The organism is Pedobacter cryoconitis, assembly GCF_003259615.1.
Taxonomy (GTDB): Bacteria; Bacteroidota; Bacteroidia; order Sphingobacteriales; family Sphingobacteriaceae; genus Pedobacter; species Pedobacter cryoconitis.
Genome location: NZ_QLLR01000009.1, coordinates 113817 through 136389 on the forward strand (window position 1 = coordinate 113817; position 22573 = coordinate 136389).

Annotated in this window: 20 protein-coding genes and 1 tRNA gene; 13 read left to right on the plus strand and 8 right to left on the minus strand. The window is 37.9% G+C overall.

Annotated features, from left to right (window positions below):
• Window positions 1-380: 380 nt before the first annotated feature.
• Together LY11_RS11590 and LY11_RS11595 are read right to left on the minus strand one after the other, a co-directional pair.
• On the minus strand, window positions 381-1052 hold the full coding sequence (locus tag LY11_RS11590; protein ID WP_111633859.1) for a GDSL-type esterase/lipase family protein: 672 nt from the start codon (window positions 1050-1052) through the stop codon (window positions 381-383).
• A 26-nt stretch (window positions 1053-1078) separates the two neighbouring features.
• A complete protein-coding gene (locus tag LY11_RS11595) occupies window positions 1079-1969 on the minus strand; it encodes a LysR family transcriptional regulator (protein WP_111633860.1) in 891 nt (296 codons plus the stop codon).
• Window positions 1970-2044: 75 nt separating this feature from the next.
• Between LY11_RS11595 and LY11_RS11600 the strand changes: the two genes are divergently transcribed.
• The 7 genes from LY11_RS11600 (at window position 2045) to LY11_RS11630 (ending at window position 11466) form a co-directional block, all read left to right on the plus strand.
• Window positions 2045-3106 (plus strand): saccharopine dehydrogenase family protein, encoded by a 1062-nt coding sequence (locus LY11_RS11600; protein WP_111633861.1) that lies wholly within the window; start codon window positions 2045-2047, stop codon window positions 3104-3106.
• A gap of 5 nt (window positions 3107-3111) precedes the next feature.
• Window positions 3112-4017, plus strand: a complete 906-nt coding sequence (locus tag LY11_RS11605; RefSeq protein ID WP_111633862.1) for a DUF1338 domain-containing protein — start codon at window positions 3112-3114, stop codon at window positions 4015-4017.
• A gap of 28 nt (window positions 4018-4045) precedes the next feature.
• Complete coding sequence (gene amaB / locus LY11_RS11610; RefSeq protein ID WP_111633863.1) at window positions 4046-5575, plus strand: L-piperidine-6-carboxylate dehydrogenase; 1530 nt, start codon at window positions 4046-4048, stop codon at window positions 5573-5575.
• Window positions 5576-5581: 6 nt separating this feature from the next.
• Window positions 5582-8569 (plus strand): FAD-binding and (Fe-S)-binding domain-containing protein, encoded by a 2988-nt coding sequence (locus tag LY11_RS11615; RefSeq protein WP_111633864.1) that lies wholly within the window; start codon window positions 5582-5584, stop codon window positions 8567-8569.
• 313 nt (window positions 8570-8882) lie between these two features.
• Window positions 8883-9689, plus strand: a complete 807-nt coding sequence (locus LY11_RS11620; RefSeq protein ID WP_111633865.1) for an MlaE family ABC transporter permease — start codon at window positions 8883-8885, stop codon at window positions 9687-9689.
• A 1-nt stretch (window position 9690) separates the two neighbouring features.
• The gene (locus tag LY11_RS11625) at window positions 9691-10464 is read left to right on the plus strand and encodes an ABC transporter ATP-binding protein (protein WP_111633898.1); all 774 of its coding nucleotides are present in this window, start codon (window positions 9691-9693) and stop codon (window positions 10462-10464) included.
• The gene (locus LY11_RS11630; protein ID WP_111633866.1) at window positions 10465-11466 is read left to right on the plus strand and encodes an MlaD family protein; all 1002 of its coding nucleotides are present in this window, start codon (window positions 10465-10467) and stop codon (window positions 11464-11466) included.
• 62 nt (window positions 11467-11528) lie between these two features.
• On the opposite strand, the gene LY11_RS11635 is transcribed toward LY11_RS11630, so the two are convergent.
• Window positions 11529-14591, minus strand: a complete 3063-nt coding sequence (locus LY11_RS11635; protein WP_111633867.1) for a non-ribosomal peptide synthetase — start codon at window positions 14589-14591, stop codon at window positions 11529-11531.
• 287 nt (window positions 14592-14878) lie between these two features.
• Between LY11_RS11635 and LY11_RS11640 the strand changes: the two genes are divergently transcribed.
• Both LY11_RS11640 and LY11_RS11645 read left to right on the plus strand, forming a co-directional pair.
• Window positions 14879-15328 (plus strand): DoxX family membrane protein, encoded by a 450-nt coding sequence (locus LY11_RS11640; RefSeq protein ID WP_111633868.1) that lies wholly within the window; start codon window positions 14879-14881, stop codon window positions 15326-15328.
• 11 nt (window positions 15329-15339) lie between these two features.
• A complete protein-coding gene (locus LY11_RS11645) occupies window positions 15340-15786 on the plus strand; it encodes a GNAT family N-acetyltransferase (RefSeq protein ID WP_111633869.1) in 447 nt (148 codons plus the stop codon).
• Here LY11_RS11645 and msrB read toward each other — a convergent pair.
• Both msrB and LY11_RS11655 read right to left on the minus strand, forming a co-directional pair.
• The gene (gene msrB / locus LY11_RS11650) at window positions 15775-16278 is read right to left on the minus strand and encodes a peptide-methionine (R)-S-oxide reductase MsrB (protein ID WP_111633870.1); all 504 of its coding nucleotides are present in this window, start codon (window positions 16276-16278) and stop codon (window positions 15775-15777) included. The two genes, LY11_RS11645 and msrB, sit on opposite strands and share 12 nt — an antisense overlap.
• A 109-nt stretch (window positions 16279-16387) precedes the next feature.
• Window positions 16388-16966 (minus strand): fasciclin domain-containing protein, encoded by a 579-nt coding sequence (locus LY11_RS11655; protein ID WP_111633899.1) that lies wholly within the window; start codon window positions 16964-16966, stop codon window positions 16388-16390.
• A gap of 216 nt (window positions 16967-17182) precedes the next feature.
• On the opposite strand from LY11_RS11655, the gene LY11_RS11660 reads away from it, so the two are divergent.
• Window positions 17183-17722 carry a DUF4303 domain-containing protein gene (locus LY11_RS11660; RefSeq protein WP_111633871.1) on the plus strand — a complete coding sequence of 180 codons (540 nt, stop codon included), beginning with the start codon at window positions 17183-17185 and terminating at the stop codon, window positions 17720-17722.
• A 192-nt stretch (window positions 17723-17914) separates the two neighbouring features.
• On the plus strand, window positions 17915-19045 hold the full coding sequence (locus LY11_RS11665) for a TlpA disulfide reductase family protein (RefSeq protein ID WP_111633872.1): 1131 nt from the start codon (window positions 17915-17917) through the stop codon (window positions 19043-19045).
• A 364-nt stretch (window positions 19046-19409) separates the two neighbouring features.
• Here LY11_RS11665 and LY11_RS11670 read toward each other — a convergent pair whose 3' ends face one another.
• Window positions 19410-19940 carry a ferritin gene (locus tag LY11_RS11670; protein WP_111633873.1) on the minus strand — a complete coding sequence of 177 codons (531 nt, stop codon included), beginning with the start codon at window positions 19938-19940 and terminating at the stop codon, window positions 19410-19412.
• Between the two features lie 106 nt (window positions 19941-20046).
• Window positions 20047-20412: a hypothetical protein gene (locus LY11_RS11675; protein ID WP_111633874.1), complete on the minus strand. Its 366-nt coding sequence runs from the start codon at window positions 20410-20412 to the stop codon at window positions 20047-20049.
• 211 nt (window positions 20413-20623) lie between these two features.
• On the opposite strand from LY11_RS11675, the gene LY11_RS11680 reads away from it, so the two are divergent.
• Window positions 20624-21124, plus strand: coding sequence for a DinB family protein (locus tag LY11_RS11680; protein WP_111633875.1), 501 nt, complete (start codon window positions 20624-20626; stop codon window positions 21122-21124).
• An 87-nt stretch (window positions 21125-21211) separates the two neighbouring features.
• Here the strand turns inward: LY11_RS11680 and LY11_RS11685 are convergent, their stop codons facing one another.
• Complete coding sequence (locus LY11_RS11685) at window positions 21212-22117, minus strand: helix-turn-helix domain-containing protein (RefSeq protein ID WP_317047992.1); 906 nt, start codon at window positions 22115-22117, stop codon at window positions 21212-21214.
• Between the two features lie 249 nt (window positions 22118-22366).
• Between LY11_RS11685 and LY11_RS11690 the strand changes: the two genes are divergently transcribed.
• Window positions 22367-22453, plus strand: a tRNA-Ser gene (locus LY11_RS11690).
• The last annotated feature ends 120 nt before the right edge of the window (window positions 22454-22573 follow it).

The window sequence follows — 22573 nt, forward strand, 5'->3', positions numbered from 1 at the left end:
TTAATGTTTGACAACTTTGTTAAACAAAGATATTAGCAAATAGCCGGCTTTTTATCACAATATTGCAATCAAAGCCAAGCTTAAACACGTTTATTATTTTAGTAATAATCGATTATAAGGCCAAATTATATAAACAGAGCTAGTTAAAAAAGAGAAATTGACGAGCAGGTCAAACAAACCGACGAACAGCAGTTTTAACAGGATTTAGCGAATTGTATATAAATCAGCTAAAGAATAATTTTTGCTACATTTAGTAATGAAAAGAATAATTTTTGGTTAATCCGCACAGATACCATTGAGCTGGATAAATTAAGGTGGCCAGAAAGCCAGGACAATAATAATTAAGGTGCTGTAAACAATTACAGCACCTTAATTATAGCTTAATCTTTTAATAAGTAAGGTTTCAATAATTTATTCCAGATTTCATACCCGGACGCATTCATATGCAGCATATCTTCTTTAAATAATTTAGGTTGCATTTCTCCTTTTTTATCAAACATAGGCTTGTATATATCAAGAAATACGGTGTTCTTTTCCCCTTTTAGAAATTCTTGTACCAATTGATTAGCTTTTACCCCTTTTGATAAGTACTGAACTCTGGAAGGACTTGCTTTAATCGCAATATAAATGATAGGAACAATGGGTAGTTTCGCTCTTATATCAGTATAAAGCTTTTTAAAGCTCTGGAATACTTCATCACCGGATGCTGCTTTTATCAAATCATTTTCACCTACATAAATAATCAACTGTTTAGGGTGATAAGGAAAAACAATATCCTCCAGGTAACGGTCTACGTCACTGGTTACTGCGCCGCCTATCCCCCTGTTTAATACGGTATAATCTTTAAATGTTTTAGTAAAATCGACCCATAACCTGATCGAAGAACTCCCAATAAATAATATGGGATCTTTTGGAGGGGTGTAAACTCTGTCATATTGTTTGATAGCTTGTATATCTTCCCAAAATGCAGGCTTATCCTGTGCAAAAGAATTGAAATTAAATAGTAAAACGAATGTGGAGCTAAACGCGATTGCCTTAAAAATTTTCAACATCCCCAAAACTATCTATAATAATAGCATCAGACAAGCATTTCCAATAAATAAGGTAACGCAGGATTATCATTGGTCTTTTTCCATACCGCATACAATTCTGTTTGTTGTGGTATGTTTTTCAATTCAATAAATTTCACCCCCGGATTCCCGGAAGTAGCCAGCGAGGTCGGAATGATAGATAGTCCCATCCCGTTCTCCACGAGTTTGAATATGGTTGGCGCATGAATAGAGCGATGTGATAACTTGGGTGTAAAACCCTGATCAGCACATAAATTAATGATCTGCTGATAATAAAGCTGGCTCTGGTCATTGGGGAAAAGAATAAAATATTCATCTTTTAATTCGCCTATATGCTTGAAAACTGAGGCAGACATCGGATGATCTGCCGGCAATACCAGCGTAAAAGTTTCTTTATAAACACTTTTGATCATCATATCTTGTCCCACCTGATTAGAACGCATAAACCCAAGGTCAATATCCCCCTTTTCCAGTGCCAGCAGCTGTTCTTTATTGGTGAGCTCTTCTAAATGGAATTCAATATTCGGACAATCGCTGTTGAACTGTTTCAGCAAAACGGGCAATATAGACTGCATTGCCGAGGCTACAAAACTAATTCCAAGCTGCCCGGTATTCCCTTTTTGAAGAAGTTGTACATTATTAACGGCTATTTGCATTTTCTGGATGACCTGAACGGCATCTTTATAAAAGAGTTTTCCGGCTTCGTTTAAAACTACACGTTTATTGTTGCGGTCAAACAAAGAATGCCCAAGGTATTGTTCCAGCTGTTTAATCTGCTGGCTCAAAGCCGACTGAGATATAAATAGCTTCTCAGCTGCCTTCCGGTAATGCAGTTCTTCGGCCAGTAATTTAAAATAATTTAAATGTCTTAGCTCTATTTGATTAGTGATACTTATCATAGTTTAAGTAATCAGAATTATTACTAATGGTAAAACTAATGATATTTGAGATTGTAAACCAAAATAAACTTTATAATGATCAATAAAATTTTAAGCCTGGGCCTTGGCAAGGTAGGTACGCTGGTAGCCACATTACTAAGCGACCAGTTCGAAGTTACCGGAATGGACAAACAAGCTCCGCACTATGATTACGAGCTTCCATTTAGTATTGCTACCGGCGATGTAGCCGATTTGGTTTTAATGGAAAAGATGATTGGTGAGTTTGATGCGGTAGTTTCTGCCCTGCCATTTTTCTTAAATAGCCCGCTTGCAAGAATCGCACACAAACTGGGAAAACATTATTTTGATTTAACTGAGGATGTTCCTACCACCAATGAAATCAGAAAACTAAGTGAAACTGCTACTGCCGTAATGGCTCCTCAATGTGGCCTTGCTCCTGGTTTAATCGGTATTATAGGCGCTCACCTGGGAAATGATTTTGATAAATTAAGATCAATTGATATGCGGGTTGGTGCTTTACCAAAATATCCGAATGGTGCAATGGGTTATGCCTTTAACTGGTCTGCGGCAGGCGTAGTCAACGAATATATCAATGACGCTGAGGCTATTCATCATGGCCAGCGGAAAATGGTCCCTTCTTTACAGGGCAAAGAAACTATCCAGATTAATGGTGGTTTATATGAAGCTTTTTATACCTCCGGCGGTTTGGGCACGATGTGTGAAACTTATGATGGTAAACTGGACAGACTGGATTATAAAACCATTCGTTATCCGGGACATTGCGACCTGATGAATTTCCTGATCAATGAGTTACATATGAAGGAAGATAAACAACAGTTAGAAGATATTCTTAAAAATGCCAAACCTCCGGTCGACGAAGATGTTGTTATTATCTACGCAGATGCTGAAGGATGGAAAAATAACGAATTGAAACGCAATGAATTCTGTAAATCTTATGGTCCGATTGAGTTGAACGGTAATTCCTGGAGAGCAATATCCTGGACTACAGCGGCAAGTATTGTAGCAGTTGTGGAAATGGTTGCCAATGGTTCGCTACCATCAAAAGGCTTTATCAAGCAGGAAGAAATCTCGTTTGAAGCGCTTTTAAACACAAAATGTGGAAGTCTCTTTAAATAATAATTATGAATTTTAATACGAACAGTCCATTGGATATTTTCCTGACTGAACTTTTTGACCGGTATCGTGAAGCTGTACCAGAAGTCAATCAAATTACAGCCGCTTTACTTAAAAATGGCGTAGTAGGTTCTCAGGATGAAATTGTAAATGATCATATTGCTTTCAGAACATTGGGTGTTCCGAACCTGGGTATCAAATCATTTGAGAAGATCTTTCTGTTTCACGGTTATCAAAAGAGAGATCATTATTATTTTGAAGAGAAAAAGCTGGATGCGTATTGGTACGCCCCTCCTGCTCCGGAATATCCGCGTATTTTTTTAAGTGAGCTCAAAGTAGATCAGCTGAGTCAAAACACGCAGGAAATTATCAAAAAATATACGGGAGATATTAAATCAGATCCTGTTGATGCGCTGAATCTGAACGATGGGGAGGCTATTGCTGAATTTTTACATCATCCGCTGTGGAAATTACCAGACCTGAAAGATTATACCGCACTACTGGAAGAAAGTGAATATGCTGCCTGGGTAATTTACAATCGGTATTATCTGAATCATTATACGATCAGTGTTCATGCGCTGCCTGCTGGTTATCAGTCTCTTCCTGATTTTAATAAATTTGTGGAAAGCCTGGGTATTAAATTAAATGATGCAGGCGGAAAAATTAAAACAAGCGCGGACGGCTTATTGAGCCAAAGCAGTACGGTTGCCTGCCTGCATGAAGTGGGATTTGCTGATGGCGCTCAAACAAAAATTGCAGGCAGTTATGTAGAGTTTGCAGAGCGTTCAGTTTTACCGGCTTATAGTCACCTTAAACCTGAAGAGATTCAGCCAGTACACCGAAGAGAAGGTTTTGAAACCAGCAATGCTGACAAGATTTTCGAAAGCACTTACACCGGACAAGTAAAGTCCTGAAATTATTAAAAGATATATTATTAAAGATATGGACATCAAAAAAGTATTAAGCCAATTAGGAATTACTGAAAATAATAGTGGAACTTCTACCGGGCATCAATGGATGGAATCGGGCGCAAAAGTTATCACTTCTTCATCGCCTGTAGATGGCAAAGAAATAGCAAAAGTAAGCACAACAAGTCCTGAAGATTATGAAAAAGTAATTAGTACGAGTGCTGAAGCATTTTTATTCTGGCGTAATGTGCCTGCACCAAAAAGAGGTGAAATAGTGAGACAACTGGGTGAAGCACTTCGTTTGAATAAAGAAAATCTGGGTATCCTGGTTTCTTATGAAATGGGAAAAAGCTTACAGGAAGGTCTTGGGGAAGTTCAGGAAATGATAGATATATGCGATTTTGCTGTTGGACTTTCCAGACAACTGTATGGTTTGACGATGCACTCTGAAAGACCAGATCACAGAATGTACGAGCAGTGGCATGCACTGGGTATTGTTGGGGTAATTTCTGCATTCAACTTCCCTGTAGCTGTCTGGAGCTGGAACACTGCATTAGCCTTGGTTTGCGGAAACGTTTGTGTTTGGAAACCTTCTTCTAAAACCCCGCTTTGCGCGGTAGCCTGTCAGCATATCATTGCTTCAGTTTTAAAAGCGAATGATATGCCTGAAGGAATCAGCTCACTAATCACCGGAAATCCTGTTGGAGACCTGATCAATAATGATCCAAGAATTCCATTAGTTTCTTTTACAGGGTCAACAAGAGTAGGCCGTTTGGTTTCAGCTGCAGTAGCAGGCCGTTTCGGAAGAACGATTCTTGAACTGGGCGGGAACAACGCGATCATTGTTTCTAAAGATGCAGATCTGGATATAGCGATTATCGGCGCTGCATTCGGTGCGGTAGGAACTGCAGGACAAAGATGTACTTCAACCAGGCGTTTAATTATTCATGAAGAGATTTATGAAGAGTTTAAAAACAAATTGGTCAAAGCTTACGGACAACTTCGCATTGGTGATCCATTAGATCAGAACAATCACGTGGGGCCGCTGATTGATAAAGCTGCTGTGGAAGTTTATTTAGAGGCTATAGAAAAAGGTAAAGCTCAGGGGGCTAACTTTATTGCAGAAGGTGGTGTGCTTGCAGGCGGGCCATACGGTTCGGGCTGTTATGTAAAACCATGTATTGCTGAAGTGAAAAATCATTATCAAATTGTACAGGAAGAAACTTTTGCACCTATCCTGTATATTATGAGTTATAAAACCTTAACAGAAGCTATCGCGCTTCAAAACGGTGTTCCGCAAGGGCTTTCTTCTGCAATTATGACTTTAAACCTCAGAGAAGCAGAACTGTTCCTTTCTACCAATGGATCTGATTGTGGTATCGCAAATGTGAATATCGGTACTTCTGGTGCTGAAATTGGCGGTGCTTTCGGTGGGGAAAAAGAAACAGGCGGTGGAAGAGAAAGTGGATCTGATGCTTGGAAAGGATATATGCGCAGACAAACAAACACGATCAATTATGCGAATAAATTGCCACTGGCACAGGGTATTAAATTCGATCTTTAATTAGCTATGAATAGCAGCAATGATAAACTGAAATCCCTGTCCGATTCTTTGGACGGGGATTTTTTTACAGATAATCAGACCCGTATTCTCTACGCTACAGATGCTTCAGCTTATCGGGAAATGCCGTTGGCTGTTGCCATCCCCCGCTCTGTTGCAGACCTTGAAAAGCTGATCCTGTTTGCAGCAAAAGAAGGAATATCGCTGATTCCCCGGACTGCTGGTACTTCTCTTGCCGGACAGGTTGTAGGCCATGGTATTGTTGTTGATGTCTCTAAATATTTTAACAAGATCCTGGAACTTAATGTAGAGGAAAGATGGATTAAAGTGCAGCCCGGCGTAGTGCGTGATGAGCTTAACCTTTATCTTAAACCTTTTGGCCTGTATTTCGGCCCCGAAACCTCGACTGCTAACAGAGCGATGATCGGCGGAATGGTGGGCAATAATTCCTGTGGCTCAAACAGCCTGATCTATGGGAGTACCCGGGAGCATACGCTTGAAATCAAAGCCTTATTGTCTGACGGTTCTGCTGCTGATTTTAAAGCGCTTGAATTTGATGAGTTCATTAAAAAATGTGAGGGGAATTCCTTAGAAAATGAGCTTTACAGAAATATCAGGGCTTTACTCAGTAATTATGAAAATCAGCTCAGTATACGCCAGGAATTTCCGGCTAAGAGCATCCATAGACGAAATACCGGGTATGCGGTTGATATTTTGCTCGACACCTCTCCTTTTACGGCAGAAACAGCGGACTTCAATTTCTGTAAACTCATTGCCGGCTCTGAAGGTACACTCGCATTCATTACAGAGATAAAACTTAACCTGGAACCCATCTTAAAAGAGGAAACGGCCTTATTGTGCATACATTTTAATAGCATTGATGATGCCTTGATGGCCAATCTGATTGCCTTAAAATATGAGCCAAGAGTAAGTGAATTGATAGATCATTTGATTCTTGAATGTACCAAAGAAAATATAGAGCAGTCAAAAAACCGCTTCTTTGTTTCGGGTGATCCTGCTGCTATTCTTGTGGTAGAGTATTCAGGTAAGGACAAAGAGGAAATTACAGCCAAGGCAACAAGCGTTGAGGCAGAAATGAGAGCGAATGGATTGGGTTATCATTTTCCTTTAGTATTTGGCCCGGATATGTCCAGGATCTGGTCTTTAAGAAAAGCTGGTTTAGGTTTATTAAGTAATCTTCCCGGGGATGAAAAGGCGGTAGCGGTAATTGAAGATACTGCTGTTGATGTCAAAGATTTGCCTGCATATATTCGTGATTTTAATGAAATCCTTAAAAAGCATGGGCTGTTTTCTGTCCACTATGCACATGCTGGTTCAGGAGAAATACATTTGCGGCCTATATTGAATCTGAAAACAGTGGAAGGCAACCGTTTATTCAGAGTAATTGCGGAGGAAATAGCTAAGCTTGTTAAACAATATAATGGCTCGTTAAGTGGTGAACATGGAGACGGGAGGTTACGTGGTGAGTTTATTGAGCAAATGATTGGACCGCGTAATTATAAAATGATCAGAGAGATTAAATCTGTATGGGACCCGAAAAACATTTTTAATCCCGGAAAAATTACCGATACTCCTGCGATGGATACCATGTTACGGTATGAACCAGGCCAGCGGGCCCCTGAAATCAAGACGGTATTCCGTTATCAGGGCCAGAATATTTTGCAGCACGCTGAACAATGCAATGGTTCTGGTGATTGCCGGAAGTCGCATTTGGCTGGCGGAACTATGTGTCCGTCTTTTATGGCGACCAGGAATGAGAAAGATACGACAAGAGCCAGGGCTAATATGCTGCGCGAAATGCTCACGCATTCTACTAAAATCAATCGCTTCGATCATCAGGAGCTGAAGGACGTAATGGATTTGTGTTTGAGTTGCAAAGGTTGTAAGTCAGAATGTCCTTCCAATGTAGATATGGCCAAACTAAAAGCTGAATTTCTGCAAGGATATTATGATGCTAATGGAGTTCCCTTGAAAACCTGGATTGTTGCCGGCTTTAATCAGATTAACCAGATGGCTTCTTTATCGCCACGTTTATACAATTGGAGTATTGGCAATAAAACCACGAATGCCCTGATCAAAAAAACTTGTGGTTTTGCCCGGGAGCGCTCTCTCCCGCTTTTGTATAAAACAACTTTAAAAAAGTGGTTTATTGAACACAGGCTGCTTGCTGAAACAGTGCCCGGTAAAGGTATAAGTGCAGGCGAAGTTACCGGCGCGGACATGGGCAAGGCCGTGGATGCAAAACAGAAGATTGTTTATTTTTTCTGTGATGAGTTCACCAATTATTTAGATACTGAAATTGGTATTAAGGCCGTTCTTTTATTAGAGAAATTAGGCTACCAGGTAATTATCCCTCAACATCTGGAGAGCGGAAGAACCTGGATTTCAAAGGGCCTGCTCCGTAAAGCCAAAAAGATTGCGCAGCATAATGTATTCCGGCTTAGTAAAATTATTACAGAAGAAACACCATTAATTGGTATAGAACCTTCTGCGATATTGACATTCAGGGATGAATACATTGACCTGGTAGATTTGCCACAACTGGAAATAGCACAGCAATTAGCTAAAAACAGCCTGTTAATAGATGAGTTCATTGCCAGAGAAATGGAGAACGGAAATATATCCCAGTCCAGCTTCAGTAAGGAAAGCAGGTTGATCCAATTACATGGACATTGTCAGCAGAAAGCCTGGGCTGCAATGGGTGCCTCCAAACAAATACTCGCTTTCCCGGAAAACTATAAGGTAGAAATTATTCCTTCTGGTTGCTGTGGCATGGCCGGATCATTTGGTTATGAGAAAAATCATTATGAATTATCTATGCAGATTGGGGAATTAGTACTTTTTCCAGAAGTTAGGAAACAAGCCGCGGACGTGATTATTGCTGCAACCGGAACAAGTTGCCGTCATCAGATCAAAGATGGTACAACCAAAAAGGCTTTACACCCTGTAGAAGTATTATATGAGGCTTTAGTTTAAAATTATATTTAAGCCTGTATTCATTGATAGTCAATTTATAATAATATTACACAAGCGCTAATCTTTCCTGAAAAAACAGGCTTATTTAATTAAAAAAGCCTGTTTCTAAGAAACTCCTGTTTAAACAAGCGCATCATTGTTTTGTCATTTTAATGTAACCCAACTTGTGAATAATAGCTGATGTATTACATTTGACCAAAATGCAGCTATAGTCAGCATAAAATCAAAACAATTTTGCGGTTTTATCGCTTACCTATAAATAGAAAAAATAAAACCCTGATTTAAATTATATTTGGCTGCACAAACCTAAAGAATGGATCCTAACACAGAAAATCCGAATATCACGCCTCGCAAATATGTCATTTCTAAAAAACTTGACAGCATGTTCTTCGGTATATATCACGCTTATCAGTTTGTACTTCGCTTTTTTAGAGAAGTCTTTGTACCGCCCTACGAATTTAAAGAAATCATACATCAGTGTTATGAAGTAGGTTACAAGTCCCTGCCCCTGATTTCACTTACTGGTTTTATTACCGGGATTGTATTTACGAATCAATCCAGGCCTTCACTGGCCAACTTCGGCGCAACCTCCTGGTTACCTTCACTAATCTCTATTGCGATCATCCGTGCATTAGCCCCTTTAGTTACCGCATTAATTGCTGCAGGTAAGGTTGGTTCTAACATGGGTGCCGAGCTTGGGTCGATGAAAGTTACCGAGCAGATTGATGCGATGGAAGTGTCAGCAACAAACCCCTTTAAGTACCTGGTAGTTAGTAGAATATTGGCTACTACCTTTATGATCCCTATACTGGTTATGTATACTGCTTGTGTGGCTTTAATGGGTGCTTTTCTAAGTGTCCACAGCAATGAGCAAACCAGTTTCTCGATGTTCTTCTCACAAGTATTTGATACCATCAGCTTTTTAGATATATTTTCAACTACCTTTAAATCAACAGTATTTGGTTTTACAATTGGTGTAGTTGGTTGTTATCACGGCTATAATTCATCAAAAGGTACTGAAGGAGTTGGAAGAGCAGCGAATTCGGCAGTAGTTGCCGCCATGTTCCTGATCTTTGTAGAAGAGATTATTATTGTTCAAATTGTAAATGCTTTCCGTTAATATGGTCAGAGAACAGAAGGCAATCGACAGAAGTAATGCGGTTATTTCTATCAAAGGTTTAAAAAAAGCTTTTGGTGATCTTGAAGTACTCAGAGGTGTTGACCTGGAGGTATACCAGGGAGAAAACCTGGTTGTTCTGGGCCGTTCAGGTACTGGAAAATCAGTATTGATCAAAGTTATTTCAGGTTTACTTCTTCCTGATGCAGGAGAAGTAGAGGTGCTTGGAGAAAGTGTAGAGCACTTAAGTACCAGAGAACTGATGGCATTACGACTTAAAGTAGGCTTCTCTTTTCAGAATAGTGCTTTATACGATAGTATGACTGTACGTCAGAATCTTGAATTCCCTTTAGTCAGAAATTCAAGAAACCTGAGACGTAAAGAGATCAATCGTGAAGTGGAAGATGTGCTGGAAGCAGTTGGTTTATCACAGACAATAGAACAAATGCCTTCAGAACTTTCCGGAGGACAGCGTAAAAGAATTGGTATTGCCCGTACATTGATCCTGAGGCCGGAAATCATGCTTTATGATGAGCCAACAGCCGGCCTTGACCCTATCACTTGTATAGAAATTAATAACCTGATTAATGAAGTTCAGGAAAAATATAAAACAACATCTATTATTATTACACACGATTTAACCTGTGCCAAAGAAACTGGCGACAGAATTGCTATGCTATTGGATGGTCAGTTTGCTATACAGGGAACATTTGATGAAGTCTTTGCCAGTAAAGACGAACGTGTTCAATCTTTTTACAATTATAATTTTACACAATAAATGAGCGCTACAGAAAACAAAAGATCAATAGTTGTAGGAATTTTCATCTTTATCGGGCTTGCTATTTTCATTGCCGCTGTACTTACTTTAGGCGGGAAGCAAAAACGATTTGTAAGCAGTATTACCTTAAAAGCAGTTTTCAATAACGTAAATGGTATACAGGCTGGTAATAACATCTTCTTTTCGGGGGTGAAAATCGGAACAGTAAGCAAAATCAACTTTTACGGGAATGCGCAAGTAGAAGTTACGATGCACATCGAAGAAGCTGCACAAAAATATATACACAAGAATTCTGTAGCTAAACAAGGCTCTGAAGGTTTTATAGGTAACAAGATGATTGAAATATTGCCTGGTCAGGGTGATGCCCCGCAAGTGGAAGACGGCGACCGGATCAATGTGGCAACTGCTTTAGGCCCTGAAGATATTATGAAAACCTTACAGGCCAACAATAAGAATATCCTGGTTATTACCGAAGACTTTAAAAAGGTAACAACAGACATGCTGCAGGGAAAAGGGACATTAGGAACGCTGCTTGCCGATACGGCTATGGCCGGTCGTTTACGCCAAATGACAATCAACCTGGAAAGTGCTTCTGCAAGTACTGCAAGAGTAACATCGGCAGTTGCCCAGTATACTTCTAAATTAAATACTAAAGGTACTTTGACTAATGAATTGCTAACTGATACTACGGTGTTTGCCAGCTTAAAAACGGCGGTTAAAAGTTTGCAGAATACAGCGGCATCAGCTTCTGAAATGACGAATAACCTGAAAGTAACGAGTAATAAGCTGAATTCAGATAAAAATGCGGTAGGTGTTTTATTAAATGATGAGCAAACTGCTGCTAAATTAAGAAACACGGTTTCCAACCTGGAATCCAGCACTAAAAAACTGGATGAAAATATGGAAGCTTTACAACATAACTTCCTGTTGAGAGGATTCTTTAAAAAGAAAGCGAAAACTGAAGCTGCTGCGAAAGAAAAATCAACGCAAGACCCTAAATAATCTGGGTTATAAACTAATCAAACCGGCCTGTTTAATTACAGGGCCGGTTTTTTTATTGTCTTTTATTTATTGACTTCAACTCCCTCCTTCATGAAATTTAAATAAGCAGTAATCAATTTAGAGTCAAATACAGGAGGAGAGAATCCAGTATCCTTTAAAAAAGCTTCGGTATTTAACCTGGTATAATAATAAGTATTTTCATAGGCTTCTACTAAAGATTTACCCGAATAAATATCATCAGTAAATAGGGCCAATAATGGATACAAAGGGTTATTTACATCGTGTTTCCATAAATTAAGCCACTGATCAAATGGTATTCCCTGAAGTGAGTGACCACAAAATTCATTAATTCTTGAACAAAAATCAGTTAGGGAAACATCATTTTCAGGCAATGATGAAAGATGAAAGTTTTTACCGATAGAATCTTTGTTCTTCGCAATATGGACAATCGCACTACTCATATAATCAACAGTAGTAAGCTCATCTTTTAATCCCATCACCAGTGGAAAAGCATTAAGTTCAATACAGCTTCTGGTCAGCATCCCCCACCATTGGTTCATAACTGTTGCACCAGTTTTACCATTACAGACTGCAAAACCAAGCCTGAAATTAACAACAGGTAATCCTTTTTTTATGGCTTGCTCAATAATTTTTTCCATTACCCATTTAGACTTTATATAACCTAAATCGCGGCTTATCGCCCCTAAATTTTGATCTATAGGGCTGTCTTCATTCATAAATGTACTATTGGTAAATGGTCTTCCCCAACTAAAGACCCCCATCGTAGAAAGCAACATCAGGTATTTAAGTTTTTTTCCTGCAGCTAATTTCAGGATTTCATTTAATCCATCAATATTTGATTTTTTTATTACCTGGTAAGGTTGCAGATAACTTACAGAGCTTCCAGAATGATAAATTATTTCAATTGTTTCTTCCAAAAAGGAGAAATTTTCAGCAGACATTCCCATATTTGCTTCAGAAAGCTCACCTAAAACCGGAAAGATCCGATCTGCTTTTTCTTTATCCCAAGGCAATAAGAACTTTTCAAAGGTGTGTTTAATTCGCGCCAGTGCACCATCGTAATTTTCTGCTCTAACCAGGCAATAGATTATTGCATCATTGGCATTTAACAAATCATTCAATAAACAGGAACCAACAAAACCAGTTGCTCCAGTGAGAAAAATGTGTTTTGGATCTATCAGAACTGATTCAGGGTGCTTATCTAAGGTATTAAAATTCACCTTTAGCACGCTATCATCCAATAATTCGGCAATACTCTTTTCTACACTCTCCTGTTCTGTAAGCTGCTTTGTTAAGTGTCTTACCCGTATTTCATCTGCCAAATCTTTAATCACCGGAAACAGGTAAAGATCCTGAAGCTTAATTACTTTCTTTATCGAAGCAGGAAAATCGGCATAAACCTGTACCATACGTAAACTATCACCACCAAGACTAAACACATTGTCAACAGCTGCCATACCTGTTAACTGAAGGTGAGCTGACCAGATAGAAATAATGATAGATTCGTAATCTTCAGGTTCAAAAGTCTCCAAATCAATCGCCACTATCTGTTCCGTTAAGAAAAGTTTATTTCTATCGATTTTGCCGCTCACATTAAGTGGCATTTCATTTAAAAATTGGAATTTTGAAGGAATCATATGCACTGGCAACAGATCTTGTAAAATTCCAAGAAGTTGTGCCTTATGTTCTTTTTCTTCTTTTAATAAATTGTTATCCTGTACAATAAATGCAACCAAAAGCTTATTTCTGTAATTATCTTCCTGTAAAAGCACAACACTTTGCTTTACTCCTGCCAGGTTTTTAATTACGCTTTCAATCTCTTCAAGTTCAATCCTATACCCTCTTAATTTTATCTGGCTATCCTTTCTTCCAACAAACTCTACATTTCCATCAGCTAAGTATTTTACCAAATCCCCGGTCTTATAAAGTATGTTCCAATCAGCAGCAAGTTTGCCGGCATGGTCAAATTTATTAGGAATGAAACTTAATCTTGTCTCTTCCTTTCTATTTAAGTATTCTTTTGCAACCTGTTCTCCGGTAATAAAAAGTTCACCTGTCTCTCCAACCTCCACTTCTTCCATCATTTCATTCAAAACATAGAACTGAGTATTTACACAAGGCTTACCAATTGTATTGGCCAGATCTCCTTTTTTATATTTATAATAACATACAGCAACTGTACATTCTGTTGGGCCGTAAGCATTAAGGAGAACGACCTTATCAGCCCATTTTTTTACCAAAATTTCGTTGGCAGCCTCCCCACCCATACAAATAAGACGCAGGCAATTTGGTTTATTCTCAACAGTCAGCGTTGCGAGTACAGATGGTGTAATTGTTGGAATGATATTAATCTGGTTCACTGCTATAAAATCGAGAAGACTATCTCCAAGTAGCCGGTTGTCGGGGTAAAGGCATACTGTAACACCGTACAACACAGGTATCCATAAGTCGATGACAACCGCATCAAAACTAATTGATGCAAATTGCAGTGATTTACTATTTTCCTCAATTTCCAGGATAAGATGATACCAGCTTACAAAGTTAGTCAACCCCCGATGCTTAACCACCACACCTTTTGGAATTCCTGTACTGCCAGAGGTATAAAGGATGTACGCAACATCATCTAATTTATTCACAGGTATAAGATTATCCTTTGATTGCTGTTTTAAATTATCATTTAATATTTTGCAATCAAGATCTAATAGCTGACCTGAATAGTTTTCTAATTTTTCCTGAATTGAAGTTTCTGTAATTAAAAATGGTATTCCAGTATCTTCAAATATGAGCTGGAAGCGTGAAGCAGGATAATTGGTGTCCAAAGGAACATAAATACCACCAATTTTCAGAACTGCCAGCATAGCGATTAGTCTATCTTCAGACTGATGCAGACAAATTCCCACCTTTGTTTGGTGTCTTCCGCCATTAGCATTCAAAAAATGGGCAAGTTGATTTGCTCTTTCATTGATTGACTGATAATCAAACTTTCGATCTTTAAACTCAAGAATAACTTTTCCAGGAGTATTTAAAACTCTTCTTTCGAATATTTGTACAACAGTCTCTGCTTGATCAAATACATCTTGTAATTTTGGATTCTTTAAATTCATAAAAATTCTATTTAAATAATTCTGATTTTTAAGATCACTATTCACTCATTAAATCAAAACTATAATTCAATATTAGACAAAGAAAAGTAGCTGCAATGTGTTTTATAAATAAGAAATTAATTAAATTTAAAATGAACAAAAAGAACAGGTACAGCATATATCGCCATTTCATAAATTCTGAACCATTAGCGTAATCATTTTATGTACTGGACTACTCAATCAGTCAGATCTGGTACCTGAATACCCAGAGATTACAGGTTAATTTTGAACTATCAAATGAATAGAAAATGAAAAATGAATTTTCAATCCCTCAGTTATTTCTACGCCTGGCATTAGGCATTGGATTTATCCTTCCTGTTTTAGATCGCCTGGGAATGCTCGGCCCGGCAGGGACAAAAAACGTGGCCTGGGGCAACTGGGAAAACTTTATCAGTTACACGAATACATTATTACCATTTTTAGGTAAGTCTGCGGCTGGATTTATGGGGCTGATTGCAACGCTTGCAGAGGCGATTTTTGCAGTCTTATTAATTACAGGCTATAAAACAAGATTAGCAGCACAAGGCAGTTTTTTACTTACGCTGACTTTCGGACTCTGTATGGCTGTCTTTTTAGGTATAAGAGCACCTTTTAATTATTCTGTATTCGCAGATAGTGCAGCTAGTCTATTACTTGCCAGTATTCCGGTTTATAAATGGAGCCTGGATAATTACCTGGTGAAAGAAACACTGTCCTAAACGATTTAAACATGGAAATATCAATATTAAAACCAACAGATGACCTGTCCCGGTTCTGGAACGTACTTAGTACATTTCGTACCAATCTGGCTGAAGATACTTATCAGCAGGAATTATCAGAAATGATTCAAGACGGATTTCATTTAATCTATATAACCGATCATGGAGAAATTGCAGGATTTGCTGGGTATCGTTATATCCACAAGCTTTTTACAGGAAAAACAATCTATATTGATGATCTTTTTACGTTACCGCAATACCGCGGTAAAGGTTACGCCGCTTCTTTACTCGAATACATTCATCAAGAAGCGAAAGCAACGGGAATGAATAAAGTAGAACTGGATAGCGGCCCTACCAGAAATGATGCACACCGGTTATATTTAAATCATAAATATAGCATAACCAGCATGCACTTTTCACGGCCGGTTTCTTCTGAAAAGATGGAGTTATTTACCTAAACCGTCAGGTACAAAATCAAGGGATACGGAATTCATACAGAAGCGTTTATGTGTTGGTGCTGGCCCGTCATCAAAGATATGTCCGAGGTGAGAACCACAGCGTGCACAAAGTACTTCTGTTCTTTCCATACCTAAAGAATTATCTGCTCTGTATATAGTGCTTTTAGTTTTTAGCGGTTCGAAAAAGCTCGGCCATCCGCAGGTACTTGCAAACTTTGCATCAGACTTAAATAGTGGATTTCCACAAACAGCACAGTAATACATTCCTCTGCGTTCAGAATTCCAAAGACTTCCCGTAAAGGCTTGCTGGGTTGCCCCTGTTCTTGCGACTGCGTAAAGCTCAGCAGGAAGTATTTTTTTCCATACCGCGTTACTTACTTTTAATACGTTAGTATCCGTTCTGGAGTAATAAGGGTTTTTTGTGGTTTTACCTTGACTGTAGCCAGTATAAAAGAACAATAATAGAATTGCAGAACTTAATATAGTTTTCATAATCTTCTTTTTATCATTTAGTCTGTTAAATAGAGAAAACCTTACAAGGAATAATCAGAAAAGCCTCTTAATTTTTTCGGAGGCTTTTCTGATATAAATATAGCTTAATCTATTTTGGCATCAATACACTATTTACTACATGGATAACACCATTTTTCTGGTAAACATCAGCAATTGTTACTGTGCTCATTCCACCTTTTTCATCTTTCAGCACTAATTTTTTGCCTTCCATCCATGCCCAAAGTTTTCCACCTTCAACAGTAGTCAGCTCAGCTTTACCTTTTCCTTTTTTGATGGCGGCTGCAATAGCTTTACTATCCATTTTTCCAGCAACAACATGGTAAGTAAGGATTTTGGTCAAGGTAGCTTTGTTTTCAGGTTTAACCAAAGTAGCGACAGTACCTTTTGGCAATTTATCAAATGCTTCATTAGTTGGTGCAAATACTGTAAACGGGCCAGCTCCTTTTAAAGTTTCGACTAAACCTGCAGCTTTAACAGCAGCAACCAATGTAGTATGGTCTTTAGAATTTACAGCATTATCAATAATATCTTTTGTAGGATACATTGCTGCACCACCTACCATTTTGGTATCGCCCGACATATTCATTTTTGATTGTGCCTGAACTTGTGTTTGTGAAGCAAATGCGATAGCTACTAAAGCAAATGCTGATATAAATGTTTTTTTCATCTTAGTTTTGATATTTAACCACATTTACGACAGATGCTATACTATTGGTTTTTAAAAGACCAAATAAGTAACATAACGCACTGACTATTAATGAATTTATTTTGATAACATTCTGATATAATCACCTTTAATGATAATTATCGTAACTTGCTGTCGTTATTAATTACCTGGGGATAAAAATAAAGAAATATCAATTAATATTAATCAGACATAGCTATGCAGGAAATAGATTTTAATAAAATACAAAATGAGTTACTGGCTTTTACAAAAACTGAGGTAAGCAAGTTCTTAGCAGCGCATCCCGATGAAGTTTTTTACGCATTTGCATTTGATTGTAACGCAGAAGATGCCGAAGTAAATTTGTGTTTCAATACAGAAAGTGCCTTTTCAACTCTCCTTGCAGAATCTCAAAGTGGAAAGTATAAAGCTTCTTATCAAACTGTAGAACAAATTAATGAACTGAGATATAATACCGGCGATTGGGAGTATCAATCTTTTGCCACCACTTATGTACTTTCTGAGGAAGAATTATTCGGTGATGATGAAGATGATGATCATGAGGAAACTGAAGATGACGAAGGAGCTGCCAATGAACACACACAAAATTTGCTATTGCATTTTTCTAAAACCTTAGTTGAATTTACCAAAACTGAAGAATACCAGAAAATCCATAAGACACCGGATTTTAAAATATTCTGTATAGATCACGATGAAAATCTGGATGAAGCAGAACTAAGGATGAGCAGCTTCAGCTAACTCGTTAATATCCTTAAATTCTTTTTATAAGCCCTTCTGTTGATAAAATCGTTCAACACAAGGGCTTTTTTATGTCCAGAACTCTCGTTAAAATCTTGCAACAAATGAAAAATCATATTTAATGAATAAAGTATACTAAATTAGTAGTTTTTTATTTATCTTTGTGAACCAACCTTATTAAACCAACCAAACATGAAAAAAACTTCTACGCTACTCATCGGAGCCTTGCTCCCGTTCACCTTACTTGCTCAGCAGCCATTCAGCCTCAAAGGAGACGTAAAAGGGTTACTGCCAGGAGATAAAATTTTTTTGTCTTACAATGCAGACGGAAAAAGCATACTGGATTCTGCAATAGCTGAAAAAGGTATTTTTACTTTCACCGGCAAAATTAAAGATCCCGCCAGAAGTGCCCTGTATAAAAAATCAGGAACGAAAGGAACCAGAAGTGATGCCTTATCATTCTATATAGAACCTGCAAATATTAAAATAACTTCTGCAGACTCTTTGAAACATGCAGCAGTAAGCGGCTCCTTAGTTAATGCGGATAACAGCAAACTTAAAGCAAGTTCCAAAACTATCCAGGATGAGTTGAACGCACTTAACGAAGAATATTCAAAGTTTACCCCAGAGCAGAAAAATGATAAAGCATTTATAGAAAGTTTCTCTGGTCGTTACGATAAAGCCTCAGAGGGCCTGACTCCTGTTTACCTGGATTTCGCCAGCAAAAATCCATCATCTTATATCAGTCTCGTTGTTTTATCTCAGTTAGCATCAGATGATAAAGTACAATCAGATGCAGAACAGCTTTATAATAAGCTCTCCCCAAAAGTTCGTGAAACCAGTACAGGAAAAAGTATAGCAGGTTTCTTTGAAGCTGCAAAAAAGACTAAAATCGGTCAGCAAGCACTGGATTTTACGCAGAACGATGTGAATGATAAACCCGTAAAACTATCAGACTTTAAAGGAAAGTACGTTTTAGTTGATTTCTGGGCATCATGGTGTGGACCTTGCAGAAGAGAGAACCCAAATGTAGTTGTTGCCTATAATAAGTACAAAGATAAAGGATTTACTGTATTAGGAGTTTCCCTGGATCAGCCCGGTAAAAAAGAGGCTTGGTTAAAAGCAATCGAAGATGATAAATTGACCTGGACCCATGTTTCAGACCTGAAATTCTGGGACAATGCAGTGGCAAAACTATATGGCATCAGATCCATACCTGCAAATTTTCTGATCGACCCTACAGGAAAAATTATTGCTAAAGGTTTAAGAGAAGAAGACCTTCAAAAGAAACTTGCAGAAATATTAGATTCAAAATCAAAATAGGGTACTCTGTTTTTCTGAATACATACCCTGACATTTTTTTAGGAGAGAAGTACCCAAGCAATAAATTATTGATATATTGGTTCAGGATGTTACAGCGGAGGTCAAAAAATTACTGTATACCTGAAAACTGGCAATTGGAGAAAAGATCTATCTGAATACGGTGAGTATAGGAAAAGTATATCAAAAAGGCACACAGAAAATTTAAAGATAATAGCCAGTTTGACCGGATCTATAATCAGGGCCAAATTATAACTGGCTCCTGATTAATAATTTAAAGGCCTGTAACTCCGAATGGTTTCAGGACATATAAAAACCGGTTATCGTGCGGATAACCGGTTTTTATATAATTTATCTTTAATTCAGACTATGCTTCGCTGTCATAAACAATGCCACCAACATGTTTGTCAATCTGCCATCTTCCAGTTCCTTCTTCGCCGATAACGTCGAACAATTCAAGGGCACGTCTTGCTTTGTATTCTTCTTCACGTTGTTCTTTGAAGAACCAGTTTAAGAATTCAACAGTAATATAATCTTGTTCTTTATGGCAATTAGCTGCGATATTTTTCAAAGATTGAGTTACGCTGATTTCCTGATCCAAAGCTTCCTCGAAAACTTCTCTGAAAGAGTTGTATTCAAGTTTGATATTTGAAACATCAGGAGAAATTGCAGTACCACCCATATCTAAAACATATTTATAGATTTTAAGCTGGTGTTGTCTTTCTTCGTCCGACTGTTTGAAGAAGTAGTCAGAGGAGAAATCGTAGCCATGTTGATTACACCAAGATGCCATTGCTAAATATGCTGATGAAGATTGAGCTTCTTTTTTTATTTGTTGATTTAAGAGTTTTTCTACTTCAGTAGAAAGCAAACACTTAACGCGGATGATGTCTTTCATATGATTATAAATTAATTATTACCTATATCGTATGACAAAAGTAGTGCTATAAATCAATTTTAAAGCATTTAAAAGAAATATGGAAAGATTCTAAGTCTAAAGAAGATTAAGCTGTTAGACTATATACCCTGTCGTGCAGGATGCGATTAAGTTCAAGCATTACAAACGTACCTTCTATTAATTCTTTGAAGGCGATGATTTCCAATAAAGTTAATACATAACAATGATCACAAGCACAGATAAAAACGATCTCCAGATCTGGTGCTTTATCAGAACTTAGCAATAAAGCCTCTATATCGATGCCATAGATAGCTTTTCTAAGTTTCATGATCGAACGATAGTCGAAACGATTGTTATGGCCTGCGAAATTTACGTACCAGCATTTTTGAGAATCCGACTGAGAAACAGATCCATTCCTGGTTTGGAATACTTCTAATAATTCAACTGAAGGTGCTACGGCTACGTTTTGCATTCACATTTATAATTATAATACAAAGATTCACATTATTTAGACTTGATACAAATAAATTGGCAAAATAATTTGTAATATTTTTAAATATTCCTGTTTTGTAGACGATAAATGCAAATATTCCTATATTGTTACCACCTAAACTCACACCATATTTACTGGGCATTACTACCCATTAAACAATTTGAAAAACACTAATTAAATCCTTATCCCTATGTACCGTAGTATTGAAGATTTCGAAAATGACTGGAAGAACGAAGAGCATAGTACGCTTCAGATATTCAGCAACATTACGAATGAAACCAAATCCATCAAAATCCACGAAAATGTAAGAGCATTAGATAGATTAGCCTGGCACATTACCCAGACTATCCCTGAAATGGGGTTACATGCTGGCTTGATGACAGAAAATCTGCTGGATGCACTGCCAATACCAGAAAGCTTTGAAGAAATTATTAAGGTCTACCAGGAATACAATATGCTCCTGTTAAAAAGAGTGAAGTCAAAATGGACAGACTCTACTTTAGGCGATAAAGTAGATATGTATGGACAGGTCTGGACTAAAGGACAGGTATTGTCTGTATTTGTGGCACATCAGACACATCACCGCGCACAAATGACAGTAGTGATGCGTATGGTAGGTTTGCCAGTACCTGGTGTATACGGCCCTGCTAAAGAAGAATGGGTACACATGGGGATACCTGCTATGGATTAAACCCGTATTCTTATCAAATAAAAAGCCTGAACATATCAAAATATTCAGGCTTTTTATCTCTTATCCCGTTTTTAGAAACTGTTAAAATCAAACATTTCTGAAGTAACCAGGTGTATAAGCTGTTTGCTTCTTAAAGAAATTATTGAAATGCGCTGCCTCTTCAAAACCAAGGCAATAGCCAATTTCCGAAATATTCCAGTCCGTATGTTTCAATAAAGACTTCGCTTCTGTTAATACACGCTCAGAAATAAGATCTGTGGTTGTTTTACCAGTAGTTGTTTTGATAGACCTGTTTAAGTGATTGACATGTACAGCAAGTTTCTCTGCGAAATCTTTTGCCGAACGAAGAGCAAACCTTTGAGAAGGTGTTTCAATAGGAAACTGGCGCTCTAATAACTCGGTAAATACAGCAGTGATTCTCGACTGCGCATTGGGGTGCTGATATAGATTCTCAGACGGCTGTGATTTTAGTGCATAATGCGTTAACTCAGTGACGTAATTACGTAGTAAATCATATTTAAATACATAATCAGAATTAATTTCCTCCAGCATTTTGTCATAAATCCCGGCGACAAACTTTTCCTGTGTATCATCTAAAAAGTAGGCAGGCTTACCTCCTATACTGAACATCGGCAGCTCATTCAGGCTTCCGCGGATTTTCTCCGTAAAGAAAGACTCCGTGAAGATACAAAAGTAGCCTGTAGCATCTTCAGAAAGCGCCTGGACCGTATAAGGAACATTAGGATTGAAAAATATTAAGGTGGTGCCTTTGATGACTATACTTTTATCCGCATAATGATACAAAAACTCACCACGTACAAGGCTCACTTTATAGAAATCCCTGCGGCTGTAAGTTACAGGAGTAGAATTTGGCTGGTTACAATCTTCAATACGGAAAACATTAAAATGCCCTACACCATTCTGTAAGGTCTGGGGAACACTATTAAACTTTTGCTGATAAAAGTGTTCTAATGTTTGTGTCTTATCCATCATATGAATTTAAGCAATTTTCTCTGCAAATATAGCATGATCCAGCTTTAGGAGATTGCGCCAATCAAACCGTTAATTGCAAAATTCAAACAAATAAGCAAAAGAGATATTGCATGTAGCCGGGAACATTTAATTATCAAAAAGCAGGTTTTTAAAGTGCTGATTACATTTTTTATAATTCATAATGAGGTTGTTAAACAATTAACCAAGCCCATTGTTTGCAGAAATGAACATTATTTGTACTTTTGTCGCGGAGAGTTGGCAGAGTGGTCGATTGCGGCAGTCTTGAAAACTGTTGACTTGTCAAAGGGTCCGCGGGTTCGAATCCCCCACTCTCCGCAAGTATTTAATCAAAATACACAAAATGGCTTTAAACTTATGTTTAAGGCCATTTTTGTTTTTAAACCATATCAAAATCACACAAAATTTCGCAATATCTGGTGTCCTATGAGGTGCCCT

Bases quoted from the DNA above. Each gene is read 5' to 3' on its own strand.
- LY11_RS11590 (WP_111633859.1), bottom strand. From the start codon at position 1,052: ATGTTGAAAATTTTTAAGGCAATCGCGTTTAGCTCCACATTCGTTTTA.
- LY11_RS11595 (WP_111633860.1), bottom strand. From the start codon at position 1,969: ATGATAAGTATCACTAATCAAATAGAGCTAAGACATTTAAATTATTTT.
- LY11_RS11600 (WP_111633861.1), top strand. From the start codon at position 2,045: ATGATCAATAAAATTTTAAGCCTGGGCCTTGGCAAGGTAGGTACGCTG.
- LY11_RS11605 (WP_111633862.1), top strand. From the start codon at position 3,112: ATGAATTTTAATACGAACAGTCCATTGGATATTTTCCTGACTGAACTT.
- amaB (WP_111633863.1), top strand. From the start codon at position 4,046: ATGGACATCAAAAAAGTATTAAGCCAATTAGGAATTACTGAAAATAAT.
- LY11_RS11615 (WP_111633864.1), top strand. From the start codon at position 5,582: ATGAATAGCAGCAATGATAAACTGAAATCCCTGTCCGATTCTTTGGAC.
- LY11_RS11620 (WP_111633865.1), top strand. From the start codon at position 8,883: ATGGATCCTAACACAGAAAATCCGAATATCACGCCTCGCAAATATGTC.
- LY11_RS11625 (WP_111633898.1), top strand. From the start codon at position 9,691: ATGGTCAGAGAACAGAAGGCAATCGACAGAAGTAATGCGGTTATTTCT.
- LY11_RS11630 (WP_111633866.1), top strand. From the start codon at position 10,465: ATGAGCGCTACAGAAAACAAAAGATCAATAGTTGTAGGAATTTTCATC.
- LY11_RS11635 (WP_111633867.1), bottom strand. From the start codon at position 14,591: ATGAATTTAAAGAATCCAAAATTACAAGATGTATTTGATCAAGCAGAG.
- LY11_RS11640 (WP_111633868.1), top strand. From the start codon at position 14,879: ATGAAAAATGAATTTTCAATCCCTCAGTTATTTCTACGCCTGGCATTA.
- LY11_RS11645 (WP_111633869.1), top strand. From the start codon at position 15,340: ATGGAAATATCAATATTAAAACCAACAGATGACCTGTCCCGGTTCTGG.
- msrB (WP_111633870.1), bottom strand. From the start codon at position 16,278: ATGAAAACTATATTAAGTTCTGCAATTCTATTATTGTTCTTTTATACT.
- LY11_RS11655 (WP_111633899.1), bottom strand. From the start codon at position 16,966: ATGAAAAAAACATTTATATCAGCATTTGCTTTAGTAGCTATCGCATTT.
- LY11_RS11660 (WP_111633871.1), top strand. From the start codon at position 17,183: ATGCAGGAAATAGATTTTAATAAAATACAAAATGAGTTACTGGCTTTT.
- LY11_RS11665 (WP_111633872.1), top strand. From the start codon at position 17,915: ATGAAAAAAACTTCTACGCTACTCATCGGAGCCTTGCTCCCGTTCACC.
- LY11_RS11670 (WP_111633873.1), bottom strand. From the start codon at position 19,940: ATGAAAGACATCATCCGCGTTAAGTGTTTGCTTTCTACTGAAGTAGAA.
- LY11_RS11675 (WP_111633874.1), bottom strand. From the start codon at position 20,412: ATGCAAAACGTAGCCGTAGCACCTTCAGTTGAATTATTAGAAGTATTC.
- LY11_RS11680 (WP_111633875.1), top strand. From the start codon at position 20,624: ATGTACCGTAGTATTGAAGATTTCGAAAATGACTGGAAGAACGAAGAG.
- LY11_RS11685 (WP_317047992.1), bottom strand. From the start codon at position 22,117: ATGATGGATAAGACACAAACATTAGAACACTTTTATCAGCAAAAGTTT.